Source organism: Pedobacter sp. T50_32 (assembly GCF_057652195.1).
The window spans coordinates 148,078-166,724 of record NZ_JBYFBY010000005.1 but is presented as its reverse complement, the minus strand read 5'-3'; the positions used below and the strand labels follow the sequence as shown (position 1 = coordinate 166,724).

The 18,647-nt window shown below is 36.8% G+C and carries 16 protein-coding genes; 11 read left to right on the top strand and 5 right to left on the bottom strand.

Annotated features, from left to right (window positions below; translation table 11 throughout):
- Positions 1–19: 19 nt before the first annotated feature.
- Entirely contained in the window at positions 20–538 is a 519-nt protein-coding gene (gene lspA, locus AC23ME_RS15830; protein ID WP_487728751.1) for a signal peptidase II, read from the top strand.
- Between the two features lie 225 nt (positions 539–763).
- Positions 764–925, top strand: coding sequence for a hypothetical protein (locus tag AC23ME_RS15825; protein ID WP_487728750.1), 162 nt, complete (start codon positions 764–766; stop codon positions 923–925).
- Positions 926–997: 72 nt separating this feature from the next.
- On the opposite strand, the gene AC23ME_RS15820 is transcribed toward AC23ME_RS15825, so the two are convergent.
- Positions 998–1,516, bottom strand: coding sequence for a DUF6252 domain-containing protein (locus AC23ME_RS15820; protein ID WP_487728749.1), 519 nt, complete (start codon positions 1,514–1,516; stop codon positions 998–1,000).
- 222 nt (positions 1,517–1,738) lie between these two features.
- On the opposite strand from AC23ME_RS15820, the gene AC23ME_RS15815 reads away from it, so the two are divergent.
- Positions 1,739–3,562: a DUF3858 domain-containing protein gene (locus tag AC23ME_RS15815; protein WP_487728748.1), complete on the top strand. Its 1,824-nt coding sequence runs from the start codon at positions 1,739–1,741 to the stop codon at positions 3,560–3,562.
- Complete coding sequence (locus AC23ME_RS15810; protein WP_487728747.1) at positions 3,563–5,782, top strand: DUF3858 domain-containing protein; 2,220 nt, start codon at positions 3,563–3,565, stop codon at positions 5,780–5,782.
- A gap of 1 nt (position 5,783) precedes the next feature.
- Here AC23ME_RS15810 and AC23ME_RS15805 read toward each other — a convergent pair whose 3' ends face one another.
- Positions 5,784–7,424, bottom strand: coding sequence for an NAD+ synthase (locus AC23ME_RS15805; RefSeq protein ID WP_487728746.1), 1,641 nt, complete (start codon positions 7,422–7,424; stop codon positions 5,784–5,786).
- Between the two features lie 81 nt (positions 7,425–7,505).
- Positions 7,506–8,162, bottom strand: a complete 657-nt coding sequence (locus tag AC23ME_RS15800) for a porin family protein (RefSeq protein WP_487728745.1) — start codon at positions 8,160–8,162, stop codon at positions 7,506–7,508.
- A gap of 82 nt (positions 8,163–8,244) precedes the next feature.
- Here AC23ME_RS15800 and gldB point away from each other — a divergent pair, with 82 nt between their 5' ends.
- The 3 genes from gldB to AC23ME_RS15785 all read left to right on the top strand — a co-directional run bounded on the left by gldB (position 8,245) and on the right by AC23ME_RS15785 (position 10,855).
- Entirely contained in the window at positions 8,245–9,288 is a 1,044-nt protein-coding gene (gldB, locus tag AC23ME_RS15795; RefSeq protein ID WP_487728744.1) for a gliding motility lipoprotein GldB, read from the top strand.
- A gap of 114 nt (positions 9,289–9,402) precedes the next feature.
- Complete coding sequence (locus tag AC23ME_RS15790) at positions 9,403–10,182, top strand: patatin-like phospholipase family protein (protein ID WP_487728743.1); 780 nt, start codon at positions 9,403–9,405, stop codon at positions 10,180–10,182.
- A 70-nt stretch (positions 10,183–10,252) separates the two neighbouring features.
- Entirely contained in the window at positions 10,253–10,855 is a 603-nt protein-coding gene (locus AC23ME_RS15785) for a Riean_0653 family protein (RefSeq protein WP_487728742.1), read from the top strand.
- On the opposite strand, the gene AC23ME_RS15780 is transcribed toward AC23ME_RS15785, so the two are convergent.
- Positions 10,847–11,557, bottom strand: coding sequence for a 2-phosphosulfolactate phosphatase (locus AC23ME_RS15780; protein WP_487728741.1), 711 nt, complete (start codon positions 11,555–11,557; stop codon positions 10,847–10,849). The genes AC23ME_RS15785 and AC23ME_RS15780 overlap by 9 nt on opposite strands.
- A gap of 81 nt (positions 11,558–11,638) precedes the next feature.
- On the bottom strand, positions 11,639–12,721 hold the full coding sequence (gene gcvT / locus AC23ME_RS15775; RefSeq protein WP_487728740.1) for a glycine cleavage system aminomethyltransferase GcvT: 1,083 nt from the start codon (positions 12,719–12,721) through the stop codon (positions 11,639–11,641).
- Between the two features lie 120 nt (positions 12,722–12,841).
- Here gcvT and AC23ME_RS15770 point away from each other — a divergent pair, with 120 nt between their 5' ends.
- From AC23ME_RS15770 to thrC, 4 genes are all read left to right on the top strand, one after another.
- The gene (locus AC23ME_RS15770; protein WP_487728739.1) at positions 12,842–13,294 is read left to right on the top strand and encodes a GNAT family N-acetyltransferase; all 453 of its coding nucleotides are present in this window, start codon (positions 12,842–12,844) and stop codon (positions 13,292–13,294) included.
- 313 nt (positions 13,295–13,607) lie between these two features.
- On the top strand, positions 13,608–16,061 hold the full coding sequence (gene thrA / locus AC23ME_RS15765) for a bifunctional aspartate kinase/homoserine dehydrogenase I (RefSeq protein WP_487728738.1): 2,454 nt from the start codon (positions 13,608–13,610) through the stop codon (positions 16,059–16,061).
- An 8-nt stretch (positions 16,062–16,069) separates the two neighbouring features.
- Positions 16,070–17,050, top strand: a complete 981-nt coding sequence (locus AC23ME_RS15760; RefSeq protein WP_487728737.1) for a homoserine kinase — start codon at positions 16,070–16,072, stop codon at positions 17,048–17,050.
- Between the two features lie 79 nt (positions 17,051–17,129).
- Complete coding sequence (gene thrC / locus AC23ME_RS15755; RefSeq protein WP_487728736.1) at positions 17,130–18,437, top strand: threonine synthase; 1,308 nt, start codon at positions 17,130–17,132, stop codon at positions 18,435–18,437.
- Positions 18,438–18,647: the final 210 nt, after the last annotated feature.

Here is an 18,647-nt window from a genome sequence, read left to right as displayed (position 1 = left end):
ACGATTAAACAATTAACCAATGCTTAATAAAGCCCCTTTAAAATTCGCTTTCCTACTAATTATTGTAGCGCTTAATTTAGGCTGCGACCAATTTTCTAAAGTAATTGCAAGAAAAAATATTGAGCCCTATGAGCAAATTACCATCATTAAGGACAGATTTATTTTAACAAAGGTTGAAAATACTGGTGCATTTTTAAGCGCAGGCAGCAACCTACCTGATTTTGTTCGTATTGCGGTGTTAACCGTACTCCCAATTTTAGTATTGGGCTATGGCTTGTGGTTTCTTTACAGCAACAAACATTTACCTCGCTTAATGCAAATTGGCATATGCTTTTTAGTTGGCGGAGGTATCGGAAACATTTACGACCGTATTGTTTATGGCTCAGTAACCGATTTCCTTTTTATGGATTTCGTACTTTTTAGAACAGGTATTTTTAATATGGCAGATGTTTCTATAATGATTGGCATTGGACTGCTGTTATTGCAAAATATTATGGCAACTAGAGCTAAGCAGCAAATAGCCAACGAAGAGGTTTAATTATCCAGCACGGAGTTACTGAATTCGTTTGCGTTAAAACTTTACATCTACACGTTTTAGATTTAGTGGATTAGTTTTCAGTTTTTTATCTTTGATTATTCACCTATAGAAATTAAAAAGATGACAAACGAAAATCAATAACCAAAAGAAGAGAAAGGTTTTTTTGACAACTTATCTGATAAGTTTGAAGAGCTTAAGGACAAAGTAGAGGATAAATTTGAAGAATTGAAGGATAAAGCGGAAGACACCTTTGACGAACTGAGCGAGAAAGCAAAAATTGCTGCTGCCGAAGCTGGCACGAAGTTGAACGAGCTGAAGGAAAAAGGAGAAGACAAGTGGGAAGAGCTAACTGGTGGCGATGACGACAAGAATAAGCCTACAGCATAAAAATTTAAAAAAGCAGAAGCCTCAAATCTCAACTGATTTGAGGCTTCTTTAGGTCATAAGACTTACAAAGTTTTAAAAGCTCTTCACTTTTACATTAAATGAACCTTCTGTGAGCTCTTTAAAATCGGCATTGTCATTTTGGTTTCTGGCTTTGAAATTGAATGTACCTTTTACGCTTCCCGTTTTTGAGAACTCAGAAATTTGAATTTTTCCAATAGCGCCACTACTCGCATACGGAGCCGCCCAGGTTTTTGAGCCACTCACACCAGCTTCAATATAAGATGCCGTAACTCCAATTGCCGCTCCTGCGCTGGTAATGTCCCAAGTGCCAGTACTGCCATCGTAGTTGTTAACGATAATGTTTACTGTTTTTCCGCCTCCATCTACGCCCATGATGGTGAGCACCTTGCCTGCTGCAACGTATTGTGCACTTGTAGACATAGAAACCGATGTCCAGCTTGTGCCACCCACTTTAGCTTTTACCGTACCCTCTGCGGCAGAACCACCATCGCCACCATCTTTATCTTTTTTACAGGCCATAGTGCCTGCAACCATTAAAAAAGCCAAAAAAATTTTGTTCAAAGTTTTCATATCCTATCATTTTTGATTAAACCAAGACCAAGTTAACTGGCTACGAAAAGAATTGCATCCGTAATTCTAGGGATTTGCACCTGCCGGATTATGGGTATTCTAAACTGCTTGCCCACGCAAATAACTTAATAACGAATTCATTGCAAAAGTCTGGCTCTTTTATATCTTTGTTTAACCATGCCAAACAAACTAACGCTTTCACTAATTGTGGTATTTTCTTTTTTGAGCTATACCTTACATTCAAAAGAAATTGATAGCACGACAACCATTTTATCCGCTAAGTCATCGTATTTATTTACAAAGGAAAAAGGCACAGATAAAATCATAGTCAAAGAAATTCAGAAAATAAAGTATAAGTGTACAAAGCAGGGTATTTTGCCCATCACGGCTTACTACAATGAAAATGTAAAAATTACACTATTTGAATGCAAGATTAATAACCGAACAATTTATCAAAAGCCTACAGATACTTACGTCGCAATCAAAGATATTTTTTATTCAGATGCAAGAGTTTCCTACTACGAATTGAGGGTTCCAACCAACAGCACTGTAGATGTTATCATTGAAAAATCTACCTATAATCCTATTTACTTTACGACTATCCACTTTGTTGATGATTATAAAATATTAGATAGAGAGGTAAGCATAAAAATTCCGAAATGGATGAATGCTTCCTTTAAAGAATATAACTTCAAAGGAGCAAATATCCAAAAAGCTACCACGTATAATCAGAAAGAAGAAACGAATATCATCACATACAAAACTCAAAATTTAGATGCTTATAAAAAGGAAACAAACAGTCCAGGTAATACTTACGTATATCCTCATCTTTTAGCACTTACAGAATCAAATAACTCAGTGCAAGGTGGTTATTTTACTTCCTTAAAAGATCAGTATGATTGGTATAGCAGTCTCACGTCAGACTTAAATGAAGAAAAAGAAACCAATATAGTTGCGCAGGCAGAAGAAATTATTAAAGGCATTACTCAGGATATAGACAAGATAAAAGCCATATTTTATTGGATACAACACAATATAAGATACATTGCATTTGAAGATGGAATTGCTGGTTTTAGACCCGACAAGGCAAGTGAAGTTTTAAGAAAGAAATACGGTGACTGTAAGGGAATGGCCAACTTGACTAAAACAATGCTAAAGGCTTTGAACTTAGACGCTCGTTTATGTTGGATAGGGACAAATCATATTGCTTACAACTATGAAACACCTTCGTTGGCTGTAGACAATCATATGATTTGCGCTGTAAAATACCAAGACAAATTGTACTTCTTAGATGCTACAGAAACCTATCTAGGATTTAATGAGTATGCAGAAAGGATACAAGGTAGGCAAGTATTAATTGAAGACGGAAAGAATTATATCCTTAGTCATATCCCCACAACCGTTGCCGACCAAAACCTTGAGTTACAGAAAAAAAAGCTAAGGATTGAAGGAAAAAATTTAATTGGAAGTGCTGAACAGATTTGGTTAGGAGAAGAAAAAGAAAGTATGCTTTCTAGGATACATAGCCTTAAAAAAGACGATCTTTTGAAAAATTTCACCCGACTTATTGGCAATGGCAATGCAAATTATGAAATAAAAGATTTGAAATACTCTGATTTAAATAATTTTGATAAGAAAATAGATGCCCAATTTAATGTTGTCATCAAAAATAATATCGATGTTTTTGGCAAAGAGCAATACGTTTCCGTTGATGCTACTAAAGAATTTGATAACTATATTATTGATACTGCAAAAAGGTATCACGACTATTGGCTACCCTACAAGTTTAATGTACAAAAAGAAATAATTTTAGAAATACCGAATGGCAGCACATTAGTAAGCAAGCCGCAAAATCTATTTATCAGTACTCCAGACTATTATTTCAGCATTTCCTATGAGCTTTCTCAAAATCAAATTATTTATAAAAAGCATATCAAAATTTTAAATCCAATTATTAAGAAAGCAACTTTTAGCCAATGGAATACGGCTATTGAAAAATTAACTCGGCATTATCAAGAACCCATAACACTGAAAACAAGTCTCTAAATGAAAATAAGCTCCTCTCTACTTATCCTTTTAATAAGTGCTACCGTATCTTTTGCTCAAAAAAATCAAACTTACAAACAAAGATCCGAAGAGTTAAAAAAAACAATATGGCAGTCCAACGACAATATGTTTAGTAGTAATAATGTGCCAGATGATTACAAAACAGAAAGTGCTATAGTTTTAGCGAGAAGCTTTGAAATGCAGCGTGTTTCTTCTTCTAAACTTAAATTTACCGGCTTGGGCCTAGGAAGTTTCAATAGCACTAGTAAAAACAGTCTATACAGAGAAAAAGTAAAAATTAACGATAAAGCATCGCTTGAAAACTTCTCTAAATTAGAATATGAGAAAGTAATCAACAAAACACAATCCTTATTATTTGCGTCTATTAAAAATAAAACGGAAGTATTTTTGGGTGTAAAAATCGTCAAACCAGATGGCAAAGAAATATTAATCGACAGCGACGAGGAAGTTTTATTATCTACAAACACTAAAAATCAGACGGCTAAACTAGCTATCCCTGGACTACAGATTGGAGATATCTTAGATTATTACATCTACACAGCTAGAATTGTAGAAGACGGTGGAGAGAGAGAAAATAAATATCTATTCTTTCTAGCGGATGAATATCCTGTTCTTAATTATAGTTATACATTTCAATACAATAAGAAGGTTGATGTTGTTACGCTAAATGCTAACGGTTCGCCTAAATTTACAGAAAGCACCAATACTGATGGCGATAAGATTTTCAGTTTAAAGGGTGTTAATATGCAAAAATTTAAAAATGAGATGTGGTCTTCATCTTATAGAACTTTACCATATTTCGCAATATCCAGCGATTTTAAAACTTCTGTTCAAAAAGCGTATGCTTCTCCAAGGGAGAATTTTAATCCAAAAATATCAAACTTAGACAATTATGTAAATAACTTCGAACGTACTGTAAATCCATATTTATTTCCCTTTGATAAAGATGTTCAAAAGAAAACAGAAGCTAAATTTAAATCTAGCGGATTGAAAACGCTTCCATTAGATAGTACAATGAAGTTTTTCTATAACCAATGGAAGTACAAAACTTTCTTTAGCTATGATGATGATCGTTACGAAATGGGAACGACAAGAAATTATGCTACGGTACGTAATCAATACAGCGCTGCCTTTAATAGTCAGATGTTATATGACATGGGGGTTCCTCATGATTTAATTATTACAAGTTCGAAGTACTCAAATTCATTAGATAATGTTTTTGAACAAGAAGATTTCGATGTGATCATAAGAATAAATGCACCTAAACCTATCTACATGGTTTTCGATAAGTTCAACACGGTATTTGGCGAGTTGCCATCTTATTACGAAGGACAAAGATCAATTGTTTTAACTCCAAAGAAAATCAATCACAAATTATTCAATTTTACTAAAAGTGAGATCAATTTGCCTGTTTCAATTGCAGAAGAAAACACTTTGCAAGAAACCATATCTGTGAAGTTAGCACCATTAGATAAACAGTTGATTAATGTAAATAGAAACGTTAAAGAAACCGGCTCCATGAAAATAGTTGACCAACTAGGTTTACTGTTAATGGATGATGCGGATAAAGAATTTACACAGTTACTTTCTGGCGAGGAGATGAGAAAAAGGGTAACAGGCTACAATCAAAAAAAGATTTACGAAACCGTTTTAACTTCTATCGCTGATGCAAAAAAAGATGAGAAGCAAAACTTCATCGAAGAAATTAAGAACCAATATGACCAAGAACCTAAAGAACTTACATCTTATAAAATTGTAAATTCTGCTTTAAACAACAATAAACCTTTTGAATTTAGCACCAGTTTTATAATGGATGGTTTTGTTAAAAAAGCTGGTTCAAATTACATATTCACTATTGGAAAATTAATTGGTTCCATTACAAAAGTAGACGAAAAAAATCGAGAGAGACAAACAGATATCGTAATGCCAGCATCAAGAATACTCAAATACAGCATAGAATTTGACATTCCGGACGGTTATAATGTAAAGGGTTTAGAAAATCTTGACACTAATCAAAGCAATGACATGGGATCTTTCACTGTTAAGACCAGTACGCAAGACAAAAAAATTACGGTAGACGTAACCAGAATATACGCAATCCCTAATGCTCCAAAAGAAAAATGGAACACGGTTTTAGCATTAATAGACTCTGCTTACGATTTTTCTGAACAGAAAATTTTGTTGGAGAAAACTAACTAGCTTAGTCCATATACTTGCCTACAATTGGCATACGGCGGCCCATACCAAATGCTTTGGGCGACACCCTTAAAATTGGCGGAGTTTGATAACGTTTGAACTCTGCCAAGTTTACCATACGAAGAATTCTTTTCACCAAAGCTTCATCAAAACCTTGCGAAATGATTTCTTTTGAGCCTTTTTTAAGTTCAATATGTTGGTAAAGAATAGTATCTAAAACATCGTATTCTGGTAGGGAATCAGAGTCTTTTTGATCTGGTCTTAGCTCTGCAGACGGTGGTTTGACAATGGTATTGATCGGAATAATTTCCTTGTCTTTATTGATGTACCTCGCCAGTTTGAAAACCTGCGTTTTATAAACATCGCCAATAACGCTTATAGCGCCACACATATCGCCATAAAGGGTTCCGTAACCTACGGCACACTCACTTTTGTTGGATGTATTGAGCAAAATGTAACCAAATTTATTGGACATGGCCATTACCACAATGCCGCGAGAACGAGCTTGAATGTTCTCTTCGGTTAAGTTAAACGCTAAGCCCTCAAACGGTTTTGCCAACATGCTGTCGAAAGCATCTGCAGCTTCCTTAATTGGGATGATTTCGTGCTTGCAACCAATGTTTTTCGCCAAATCTAAAGCATCTTGTACCGAATGATCTGACGAATATTTAGACGGCATTAGCACAGCCATTACATTTTCGGCACCTAAAGCGCGACAGGCCAAAGCGCAAACTACTGCAGAGTCAATACCACCAGACAAGCCCAAAACTGCTTTTTTGAAACCAGATTTTGCAAAGTAATCTTTGATACCCAAAACTAAAGCATCATGAATTTGCTCAATGTCTGAAGTTCTTTCTGGCGCCGGGTATTTGTTCTTCACGTTCTGTACTTCCTCTAAATCGAAGACCTGCAAATCTTCTTCAAAGTACTTCATTTCTGCTTTAACTGCACCTTCTTGATCTAGCACCAAAGAACCGCCATCGAAAATAATTTCGGTTTGCGCACCAACTTGGTTAACATAAAACAGCGGCAACCCATATTTCTTCGCATTATCAGACAATACTTTAATGCGGTCTTCATCATGTCCATAATCAAATGGTGAAGCTGCAATATTGATCATCAAATCTGGCTGTTGCTTAATCAATTCATCCATTGGGCAAGACACGTACAGCGGGTTATCGTTGATGTTCCACAGGTCTTCGCAAATGGTTAATGCTATCTTTTTACCTTTGTAATCTACACAATCGAAAGTGGTGTTGGGTTCGAAATAACGATATTCATCAAACACATCGTAGGTTGGCAGCAACGCTTTTTTAACGATTTGTTTTACTTCGCCATTAGCGATAAAATAAGCCGCGTTAAACAAATCCTTACCTTCTAAAACTTGATTTTTTATAGGCAAGCCCACAATGCAGGCAATGTCATCACAGTGCTGAGCAATTTCTTGAGCTGCCTTATCGCAAAGCGAAATAAAGTCCTCGAACTCCAAAAAATCACGTGGTGGGTAACCACAGATAGCCAACTCGGCAAATACTACAATATCTGCACCTTTCGCCTTCGCCAAAGCCACGTTTGAAATAATTTTTTGCGTATTACTTTCGAAATTACCAATGTGGTAGTTGAGTTGTGCTAATGCTATCTTCATGATTTTTTCTGAGCTATAAATATAAAAAAACAAGCCTTGGTGAAGGCTTGTTTAGTTAAAATTGAAATATTTTTAAGGATGTTAGAAGAACACGCCAATGTTTAGTGCCACAAAGTGATTTTTAACCGAATGTGGCTTTTTAGCAATGTTTGTTAAACCGTTGTTATAGGTAATACCACCCAATAAGCTCGTTTTTCCGCTTAAGCGATATTCTACACCACCGCCGATAATCATTCCGGCACGTAAGAACTTAGTGTTATCGGTAGCTTTAATATCATCAGCTAAAGGTGTGTTGCCTTGCTCTACATCTTGGCGTGCACCAATTCTAAAATCGGTACTCAAACCAAACTGTCCGTAAAACTTCATATCATCTTTCTCGTCAGTTTTTAACTTTATAGAAAGAGGGATTTGCAAATATTGCATTTTATACTTTACATTATAAGCGGTATTTGTTCCAGCAGCTGCAGTGTGGTAAGGCGAATAATTGATGATTTCTCCTTCGCCATTAATTGTAGTAACCGTTAACCCCGTTGCAAAGCAGTAATTTTCTGCAAATTCAAAATCGCTCATTAAGCCATAAGTAAAACCAGTGCTTAAGCCGTTTCCTTTTCCGTTTTCTACTTTTAGGAAACCAAAGTTTGGATGAGCCGTTAATCCAAGTCTAATTTGTGATGCATCTTGAGCAAATAAACTTGCTGATGCAAAGGTGAAGAATAATGCAAATAGTGTTTTTTTCATGGTGATAATTTATTAATACAATGTTTTATTCTGTACTGCCATATTATCGACAGTTCACATTCGTTTTATATATTTGTTTCCAATGATACATAAATCGAAATTTCGCCAAAGTTATCTATTTTTTTTATGTGCTGTTGCTTTTTTTTCGTGCAACAAAAGTACCAAACCAGATGTAAGCAATATAAACCTAGCTATTAAGGTAGAGAGGTTTGACAAAGATCTTTACCAAGGAAAAGAAAAAGGTATTACATTAACTGATAGTTTACTACATAAAAAGTACGGTGCTTTTTACGAAGATTTCATCTTTAAAATGGTGGGCAATGATAGTTATAGCCGCCAAGAAGTACTACAAGGCTTGTATGAAGACAGAAACAATGCCTTCGCTGATTTAAACAAAGAAGTAGATAGTGTTTTTCCAAACCTTACGCAAGTAGAAAATGAATTGACCCAGAGCTTCAAATACATCAAATATTACTATCCTAAATCCCAAATTCCACGTTTTATAGGTTTCCTTTCGGGATTTTCTTACCAAACGCCAATTGGCGATGATTACGTAGGCATAGGATTGGATATGTTTTTAGGTAAAGACAGTAAATTTTATGGCGCACTGGTTCACAGTATTCCACTGTATCTTTCGAGGAGGTTTACACCAGAATACATCGTGCCCAGAGTGAGTGAATATTATGCAAGAGAAAATCTTTTCAAAGAACGTGATGAAGACCGATCGCTCTTATCAAAAATGATTTACAACGGTAAGATTTTGTATTTCATGGATCAGATTATGCCAGATAATTTACCTGATAGCGTAAAAATTGGCTACACTGCTCAACAGTTAGACTGGTGCAAAACATTCGAAGCTGAAATATGGGCATATTACTTAGAGAACAATTTTCTCTATGAAACCGATTATCCCAAGATACAGGTTTTCTTAAGCGAAGGGCCGTTTACGCCAGGTTTGGGAGAAAACAGGTTATCTGCGCCAAAATTGGGCGTTTGGTCTGGCTGGCAAATTGTGAGGAAGTATATGCAGGAAAATCCGAAGATTACTTTACAGGAACTAATGGCAGATACGGATGCACAAAAAATATTGACTAATTCGAAGTACAAACCTAAACTTTCGAAATAAATTAATTATAATAAACTAATAGGCACTTTACTCTCATTAAACCGTAACAATTTTCTAATTAGTAAGTCCGATGATAGTTTTTAAAATCGTAGTTCGTAAATCTAAATCTAAATTATGAAAGTTGGTCTCGTTTTAAGTGGTGGCGGCATTAGGGGCATTGCGCATTTAGGCGTTTTAAAAGCACTAAAGAAAACTGGTGTACAAATTAGCCAGATTACAGGTACTAGTGCTGGTTCTATTGCCGGTTCTCTTTATGCTGCCGGTGTAGACCCAGAAGATGCTTTTAATATTTTCATGCAAACAAAGTTGATGAAGTTTATTCGTCCAGCTTTGGGTTCTCTTGGCTTAATCAACATCGAACGTACTGGCGAAATCTTTAAACAGTATCTACCTGCTCATATAGAGGATTTGAAAATTCCGATGACGATTTGTACCACAAATTTCAGCGAAGGCACTGTGGCTTATTTCACCAAAGGCCCATTAATTAGAGCTATTCATGCTTCGTCTTGTATTCCTGGAGTTTTTAAGCCTATTATGATACACGACCAAATGTATGTAGATGGTGGCGTGTTGAACAACTTCCCCGTAGAGCCGCTGCTAAATAACAGCGATTACATCATCGGCTCTACCTGTAACCATCTAAAACCTGTAGATAAGATTGTAGGCATTACTAGATTAATGCAGCGAGCAGCTATTATGTCTATTAATCATGATATGGAACGAAAATCTAAGTTTTGCAACTTGATTATTGAACCGAAAGGCATGGGCGAAATCAATACTTTTGATACCAAAAAAGCCGAGATTATTTATTGGTTAGCTTATGAAGAAGCTTTGAAGACGATTAAAAGTAGTGAGAGTTTTAAGGAGATATTGAAAGCACAAACGATCAAATAAGTTCTGAAAAAAAATGTGATTAATAACACCTTTTTAACAATTATTTAATTCATTCATCATAAATTAGAGTATGAGAAAATCATTAACTGCTCTATCATATTTGATCCTTTTACTTGTTATTAGCTCTTGTAAAAAATCCTACTTTAAAACCCCTACCCCTGCAAAATTATCTTTTGACCAAAATCAACTTCCTATTTTAGCAAATAACGGCGGAAATTATTTTGGTTTTCTTTGTGACGGAAATGCCGCGTGGGGCCAAAAACAAAGCTCACTGGATGGTAGTATTAAAGGAAAATATAGCGTTAAGAACAATTTAATGCAACTTAGCTTTTCGCACAAACTCCAAGCTCTTTATATTGATATTCGTTCAAGCCAACTTAATGTGGGAGATATTTACCCCCTTAGAAACTTACTTTCTAATCCTGCGACATCATCTGCTACCTATTACGAATCTACCGAACCCACTAAAAACGATGATGGAGTTTCTTGGAGCGAGTTAACAAGTTATGATACCCAGGAAGACCAGAACAGCTATCTAAAAATAACCAATTTAGACCTCAAAAACCATATCATATCGGGTGAATTTGAGCTAACACTAGTAAATAAAAGTAAAAACCTGCAGAAAAACATCACAAAAGGTCGCTTTGACATTGAGTATCGCCTATCAAACTAAGGCAACCAAATACTCTCCTTCCAAAACTGGAATAGTAGTACAAATATCCAACTTCAAACAAAACTGCACGTCTTCTTCAATATTCAGTTTGATTAAACGATGGCTGTGCGAAGATTTCTTAAGATACTGACGTAAATCGTCTTTGGCCAATTGGTACATGTCTAAAGCCGCTACGCTAGAATCATCGCCTACTGTAAATTCATTTTGAAGCTGCTCTACTACAGCACCAGCAAACAAGGTGTCTTCTAGATTGAAATTATCTTTCCAACCTGCGCAAAGCAAGAGTACATCTTTATTTTCCTTTTTAAGATAATTACAAACTGAAGTTAAGTTAAGAAACGAACCCACAATAACTTGATGCGCTCTTTCTTGAGCTAAGTGCATTGCCTTAGTTCCATTAGTAGTGGTAAGTACTATGGTTTTTCCAGCTACTTTTTCGGCAGTGTATGAGAAGGGAGAATTACCAAAATCGTAACCTTCTACTACTTCCCCATTCCGTTCTGCGGCTAACAAATAACCTTTATCAGCATAATTTAGGCAATCCTCCACGTTCATCACCGGAATAATTGCTTCTGCACCGTTTTCGATACCGTAAGTGATAGAAGAAGTAGCCCTCAAAATATCGATAACAACAACTATACTATTTTCGATAGCATATAAATCTAACAGAGCGGGCGTTAAACAAACTTCTATTTTTGGCATCGGGATGGGTTATGAGTTTTGAGTTACGGGTTATGAGATTTAAAGCTTAGCCTTGCAACTCACAACCCGTAACTGGTAACCTTATTTCTTAAGAAAAGGGAATTTAACTACTTTAGCTTTTACTTTATTATTTCTAATGTTGATGAAGATTTCTGTACCTTCTTTGGCAAATTCTTTGGTTACGTAAGCAATACCAATCGCTTTTTGCAACGACGGCGATTGTGTTCCAGAAGTTACTTTTCCGATTTGGTTTCCATCAGCATCAACCACTACATAATCGTGACGAGGAATGCCTCTGTCAATCATTTCGAAACCTACTAACTTACGAGTTACACCAGCTTCTTTTTGTGCCAACAAAGCAGCCGAATTGGTAAATTCTTTCGTGAATTTGGTAACCCAACCTAAACCTGCTTCAATTGGAGAAGTGGTATCATCAATATCATTTCCGTATAAACAGAAACCCATTTCTAAACGTAAAGTATCACGGGCGCCTAAACCAATTGGCTTAATGCCAAACTCAGCGCCAGCTTTAAAAATCGCATCCCAAATTTGGTCAGCGTATTCATTTTCGAAATAAACCTCGAAACCACCTGCACCTGTATAACCTGTAGCCGAAACTAATACGTTATCTACACCAGCAAATTTGCCTTTCTTGAAAGTATAGTATTCCATCGAAGCCAAATCCATATCAGTTAAAGATTGTAAAGCATCTGCCGCTTTCGGACCTTGAACCGCTAACAATGAAGTTTGATCAGAAATATTGTGCATCTCTACATCCTTATCATTGAACTTTTGTATCCAATTCCAATCTTTCTCGATGTTAGAAGCATTTACCACCAACATATAAGTTTTCTCATCGATGCGATAAACTAATAAATCGTCTACAATACCGCCTGTTTCATTTGGCAAGCATGAATATTGGATTTTACCATCGTAAAGTTTCGAAGCATCATTACTGGTTACTCGTTGAATTAAGTCTAAAGCATTTTCTCCTTTAAGAATAAATTCACCCATGTGACTTACATCAAAAACACCCACAGCATTACGTACTGTAGCATGTTCTGCATTAATTCCCTCATATTGTACGGGCATGTTGTAGCCAGCAAAAGGAACCATCTTAGCTCCAAGTGAGATATGTTTTTCGGTTAACGCGGTATTTTTCATTTTTATAATAAATTATTATCAGGAATATATTGGTTTTATATGCGGCAAAAGTACTAAGAAAAAGCCAATTTTTTCTGGTCGAAGCCTTTTAAACCTATATTTGAAGCACAACTTATTATCATGACACTTTCTATTAAAAAAACCAATTCATCTGATGTAGATTTCATTGAACTTGTGAGGCTATTAGATGCAGAATTAGCCGTAATTGATGGCGATGAGCATGGATTTTATTCGCAATACAATAAAATTGATAAAATAAACCACGTAGTTTTAGTTTACGATGGAACTATTGCGATTGCATGCGGCGCTATCAAAGAGTTTTCTACAACCGCCATGGAAGTAAAACGCATGTTCACTTTACCAAATTACAGAGGAAAAGGTGCAGCCAGCGTTCTTCTGAAAGAACTAGAAAAATGGGCTAAAGAGTTGGGATATGCAGAATGTGTGCTAGAAACAGGCAAGCGCCAAGAAGATGCTGTAGCACTTTATCAGAAAAATGGCTATCACATTATCCATAACTATGGACAATATATCGGCATTGAAAATAGTGTTTGTTTTGAGAAGAAAATTTAAGAGATTTTTAATTTAAAGCGACTAAAGAAATCATTTTCGTAAATGTTTTAATAAAAAATTAAAAATATCAATACAAATACTTGTTATTACGAAAAAAAATATCCTTATTTGTAATGTAAAAAATACAATAGCAAATAACAATGAAATTTAACTCTTCAATTATTACCACAATTATTATTACCGGCGGCGAAGCTATCGGGAGCAACCTTGTGTAAAAATTGAAAAAACATAAAAAACACAAAAGCGTCCCGATAAAAATCGGGACGCTTTTTTTTTAAAACCGTAAAAAACAGAAACCCTAATAAATTAAACAATGAAAGTCCTCAAATTTGGTGGTACATCCGTAGGTACGACCGAAAACATTAAAACCCTTCTAAAGCTAGTACAAGAAGAAAGAACAAATGCTAATCTGGTAGTTGTATTATCGGCCATGAGCGGAGTAACCAACCTTCTTCTAGAAATGGCGGAACTAGCCGAAAAAGGTGAAAACTACCAAGAGCAGCTGAAAAGCATCGAACAGAAACACTTTGATGTGGTAAAAGCATTACTTCCTGCTGCTGCACAAAATCCAATCTTAACCAAACTTAAAATCCATTTTAACGAGTTGGAAGATGCTTTACAAGCAGTTTCTAGCTTAAAAGAATTGAGCTTACGTACAAAAGATTTTATTGTAAGCTTTGGCGAAAGATGCTCTAACAGCATGGTGGCGCACATTGCTACGCAGTATTTCGATAACTCATTATACGTTGATGGTTCTAAATTAATCAAAACCGACAGTGAATTTGGCAATGCTCGTGTAGATTTCAAGCTTACAGATGCTTTAATCAAAGAATTTCACGAAGCAAACAGTGATAAAGTATTATTCGTTACTGGTTTTATCGCCAGCAATGCAGCAAATCAAATTACTACGCTTGGTCGTGGTGGTTCTGACTACACCGCAGCCATTTGGGGCGCTGCTTTAGACGTAGAAGAAATTGAAATTTGGACAGATGTAAACGGTATGATGACTGCCGACCCTCGCATCGTTAAAAAAGCTTTTTCATTAGATGAACTGAGCTATATCGAGGCAATGGAATTGAGTTATTTCGGTGCTAAAGTAATTTATCCACCAACCATGGTTCCGGCCTTTGCGAAGAAAATTCCATTGGTGATAAAAAACACTTTTGAGCCAGAATTTGCCGGGACTTTTATCCGTAGCAATATCAAACCTTCGGATTTACCAATTAAAGGTATTTCTTCTATCAACCAAATCAGTATCATTAATTTGAGCGGAAGCGGCATGGTGGGCAAAGCAGGTTTTAGTGGCAGATTGTTCTCCTTACTTTCAAGAGAGCAAATCAACGTGATTTTGATTACACAATCATCTTCTGAGCACAGTATCACTTTTGCTGTCAATCCTTCAGATGCAGCTAGGGCGGTAACTATCATTAACAAAGAATTTGAATTAGAATTAGCGGCTGGAAAATTAGCTTACCCAGAAGTTGAAGGCGATTTAGCAGTACTTGCCGTAGTTGGCGAGAACATGAAACGTACACCAGGCATGAGTGGTCGTTTGTTCAATGCTTTAGGCCGCAACGGTATCAACGTTCGTGCTATTGCACAAGGTTCTTCAGAGTATAATATTTCTGTAATTATCAGTAAGGATGATTTAGGGAAGTCGTTAAATGCAGTTCACGATGCTTTCTACACAGATTTGAAGCGCACTTTAAATGTGTATTGCCTGGGAACTGGAAATATCGGTAAAACGATGTTCAAACAAATTAAAGAACAGACGCAGTTTTTGGCAGAGAAAAACGATTTGCAAGTGAAGGTTGTCGGCATTGCCAATACCCGTAAAATGTTTTTTGATGCAAATGGAATTGATTTAGATAACTGGGAAAACTCTTTGGAAGAAAGTGGCGAGCAAGCTAACTTATCTGAGTTTGTAGCGAAAATGCAAACGTTAAATTTAGCGAATAGTGTTTTTGTAGATAATACCGCTAGCGAAGCTCCAATTCCTTTCTATAAGCAAGTGTTCGAAAGCAGCGTTTCTATCGTTGCATGTAATAAAAAAGGTAACTCAGCAGAGTTTGAACAATATAAATTATTTAAGGATACCGCTAAAAAACACGGTGTAGATTTCTACTATGAAACTAACGTGGGTGCAGGTTTACCAATCATCGGCACCTTAAAAAACCTGATGATGAGTGGTGATAGAATTGATAGAATTGAAGCTATCTTATCGGGAACAATCTCATTCATCTTTAACAGTTTCAAAGGCGACAAAGAATTCTACGATATTGTAAAAGAAGCGCAAGATTTAGGTTATACCGAACCAGACCCTCGTGACGATTTGAACGGAAAAGATTTCATGCGTAAAATGTTGATTTTAGCGAGAGATGCTGGCTATCCATTAGAAGCATCAGATGTAAAGATTGACAATATCTTACCAGAAGCTTGTTTAAAAGCAGATACAGTAGAGACATTTTACGAAGAACTGAAGAAGAATGCAGCTTACTTTGAGAACTTGAAAAACACAGCAGAGAGCGAGAAAAAAGTGCTTCGTTACATCGGAAAGCTAGAAAATGGAAAAGTGGAAATCAGCCTGCAAATGGTTGGTGAAGACCATCCTTTCTATGCTCTTTCTGGTGCCGACAACATTATTTCTTTCGTTACGGATAGATACAAATTCCGTCCGATGGTGGTAAAAGGCCCAGGTGCTGGTGCCGAAGTTACCGCAGCAGGTGTGTTTGCAGATATTATCAACGTGGCTACTCGATTAAACTAGAAAACAAAATGTCAAACAATACAGATACACTTGTGGAACCTAAAAAACAGAAAGTGGATTTAAAAGAAATCAAAGTTTTCGCCCCGGCAACTGTTGCGAACGTGGTATGCGGATTTGATGTGCTAGGCTTCGCAGTGAATGCTCCAGGAGACGAAGTAGTGATGCGTTTGGTTGAAGAACCCGGTGTTCGTTTACTCAAAATCACTGGTGATGATGGCAAACTTCCGCTAAATAGCGATAAAAATACCGTGAGCGCTTCGGTTAAGCACTACTTAAGCCACATCAAACGTGAGGATGTTGGTGTAGAAATTGAACTGCACAAAAAAATGCCAATCGGTAGTGGTTTGGGCTCTAGTTCGGCAAGTACCGTAGCAGGTTTGTACGCAATTAATCAGTTGATGGGGAATTTGCTAACCGCCAAAGAACTCGTTCCTTTTGCCATGAAAGGCGAAGAAATCGCTTGTGGTTACGGTCATGCAGACAACGTTGCTCCAGCAATTATGGGCGGATTTGTTTTGGTGCGCAGTTACGAGCCTTTGGATGTAATTTCTCTTCCAGTTCCTGATGGCATGTTCGCGGCAATTGTTTATCCAGAGGTAGATGTGCCAACCAAAGATGCCCGCCAAATGATACGTGCCAAAGTAGCATTAAAAGATGCCGTTACCCAATGGGGAAATGTGGCAGGTTTGGTAAGCGGACTGTTCTTAAATGATATGGATTTAGTTGGCCGAAGCATGAAAGATGTTTTGGTAGAGCCAACTCGTTCTATCCTTATTCCAGATTTTGAGGTATTGCGCAAACTAGCGATGGAAAACGGTGCTGTTGGTTTCGGAATTTCTGGTTCTGGACCATCTGTTTTTGCCTTAACTAAGGATGAAGAAAGCGCTAAGAAAATCACCAAGGCACAACAAATGCACTTGCATCAAATTAATATTAAAAGCCAAGCTTACGTTTCTGAAGTAAATACTGAAGGACCGAAAACGCTGTAAAAGGTATAAGGTTTAAGGCGTAAGGTAAATTTTTCGCCCTAAACCTTTTGCCTTATACCCTAAACCTTACACCCTAAAAATGAAATTCTACTCAACCAACAATAAAGATTTACGTGTTTCCTTTAAAGAGGCTGTTTTTAATAGCATGCCCTTAGATAAAGGATTGTACATGCCCGAGGCAATCCCTCAATTACCAGCTTCATTTATTGATAATATTGAAAAATATTCCCTAACGGAAATCGCTTATGAAGTAGCATCAGCTTTGCTGAAAGACGAAATACCTGCCGCAGATTTGAAAGCTTTGGTAGAAGAAGCCGCTAATTTTGATGCGCCTGTTGTTCCTTTAAACGATAACACTTTCGTTCTAGAGCTGTTCCACGGACCATCATTAGCTTTTAAAGATTTTGGCGCTCGTTTCATGAGCCGTGTAATGGGCTATTACCTAAAAGATGGCGAACAATTGTTAGATGTTTTGGTGGCTACATCGGGCGATACTGGTGGTGCAGTGGCTCTAGGTTTCTTGGGCGTGGCAAATACCCGAGTTACTATTCTTTATCCAAAAGGAAAAGTAAGCCCAATACAAGAACAACAATTGACCACTTTAGGGCAAAACATCAGAGCAATTGAAATAGATGGCACTTTTGATGATTGCCAAGCATTGGTAAAGCAAGCCTTTGCTGACGAAGAACTGAACAAAAAATTCCGTCTGACTTCTGCAAATTCTATCAATATTTCTCGTTTAATTCCGCAGACTTTTTACTATTTCAATGCTTATGCACAGCTGAAAAGAAAAGGTTTTAAGGAGGTAGTTTTTTCTGTACCTAGCGGAAACTTTGGTAACATTGGTGCTGGTTTACTAGCTTACAAAATGGGTTTACCAGTGAAGCAATTTATCGCTGCTACGAATGTAAATGATACCGTTCCTCGTTTCTTGGAGACAGGTGTTTACGAAACCAAGCCATCGGTACAAACTTATGCTAACGCGATGGATGTTGGCGCACCTAGCAACTGGGTTCGTATTATGGATTTGTTTGCTGGCGATGCAGATGCTTTGAAAAAAGTAGTAAGTGCAACTCGTTTTAATGATGAGGAAACTTTTGCTGGCATTAAAGCAATTGATGCAGATTTTGATTACATCGCTTGTCCGCATACGGCAATTGCTTATTTGGCAGTAGAAAAGTACAGAAATGAAACGGATTACGATGGCGCTACAGTATTTTTATCTACGGCACATGCTTGTAAATTCCCAGATATTTTCCCTGCCGAGTTAGCTGCAAAAATCGAAATTCCGGCTTCGGTAAAAGAACTAGAAGGCAGAGCTAAGCAAGCTGATGAATTGGGCGTAGATTTTGAAGGTTTTAAAAGCTGGTTGGAAAGTAAGAATTAGCAGAAACTTAGATAGCTCGTCATTTCGACGAGTTTACGAGGAGAAATCTAGCAATTAGTTGGATTTCTCTTCGTCGTTCCTCCTCATCGAAATGACGAAACATACAATTACCATCATTTCGAATGGAGAATTGAAGGCCAGCTGAGCTAACCTTTCAATTTAAAAGTCCTAAAGTTATCCCCCGAAAATTATAGGACAGTCCTCCAATCG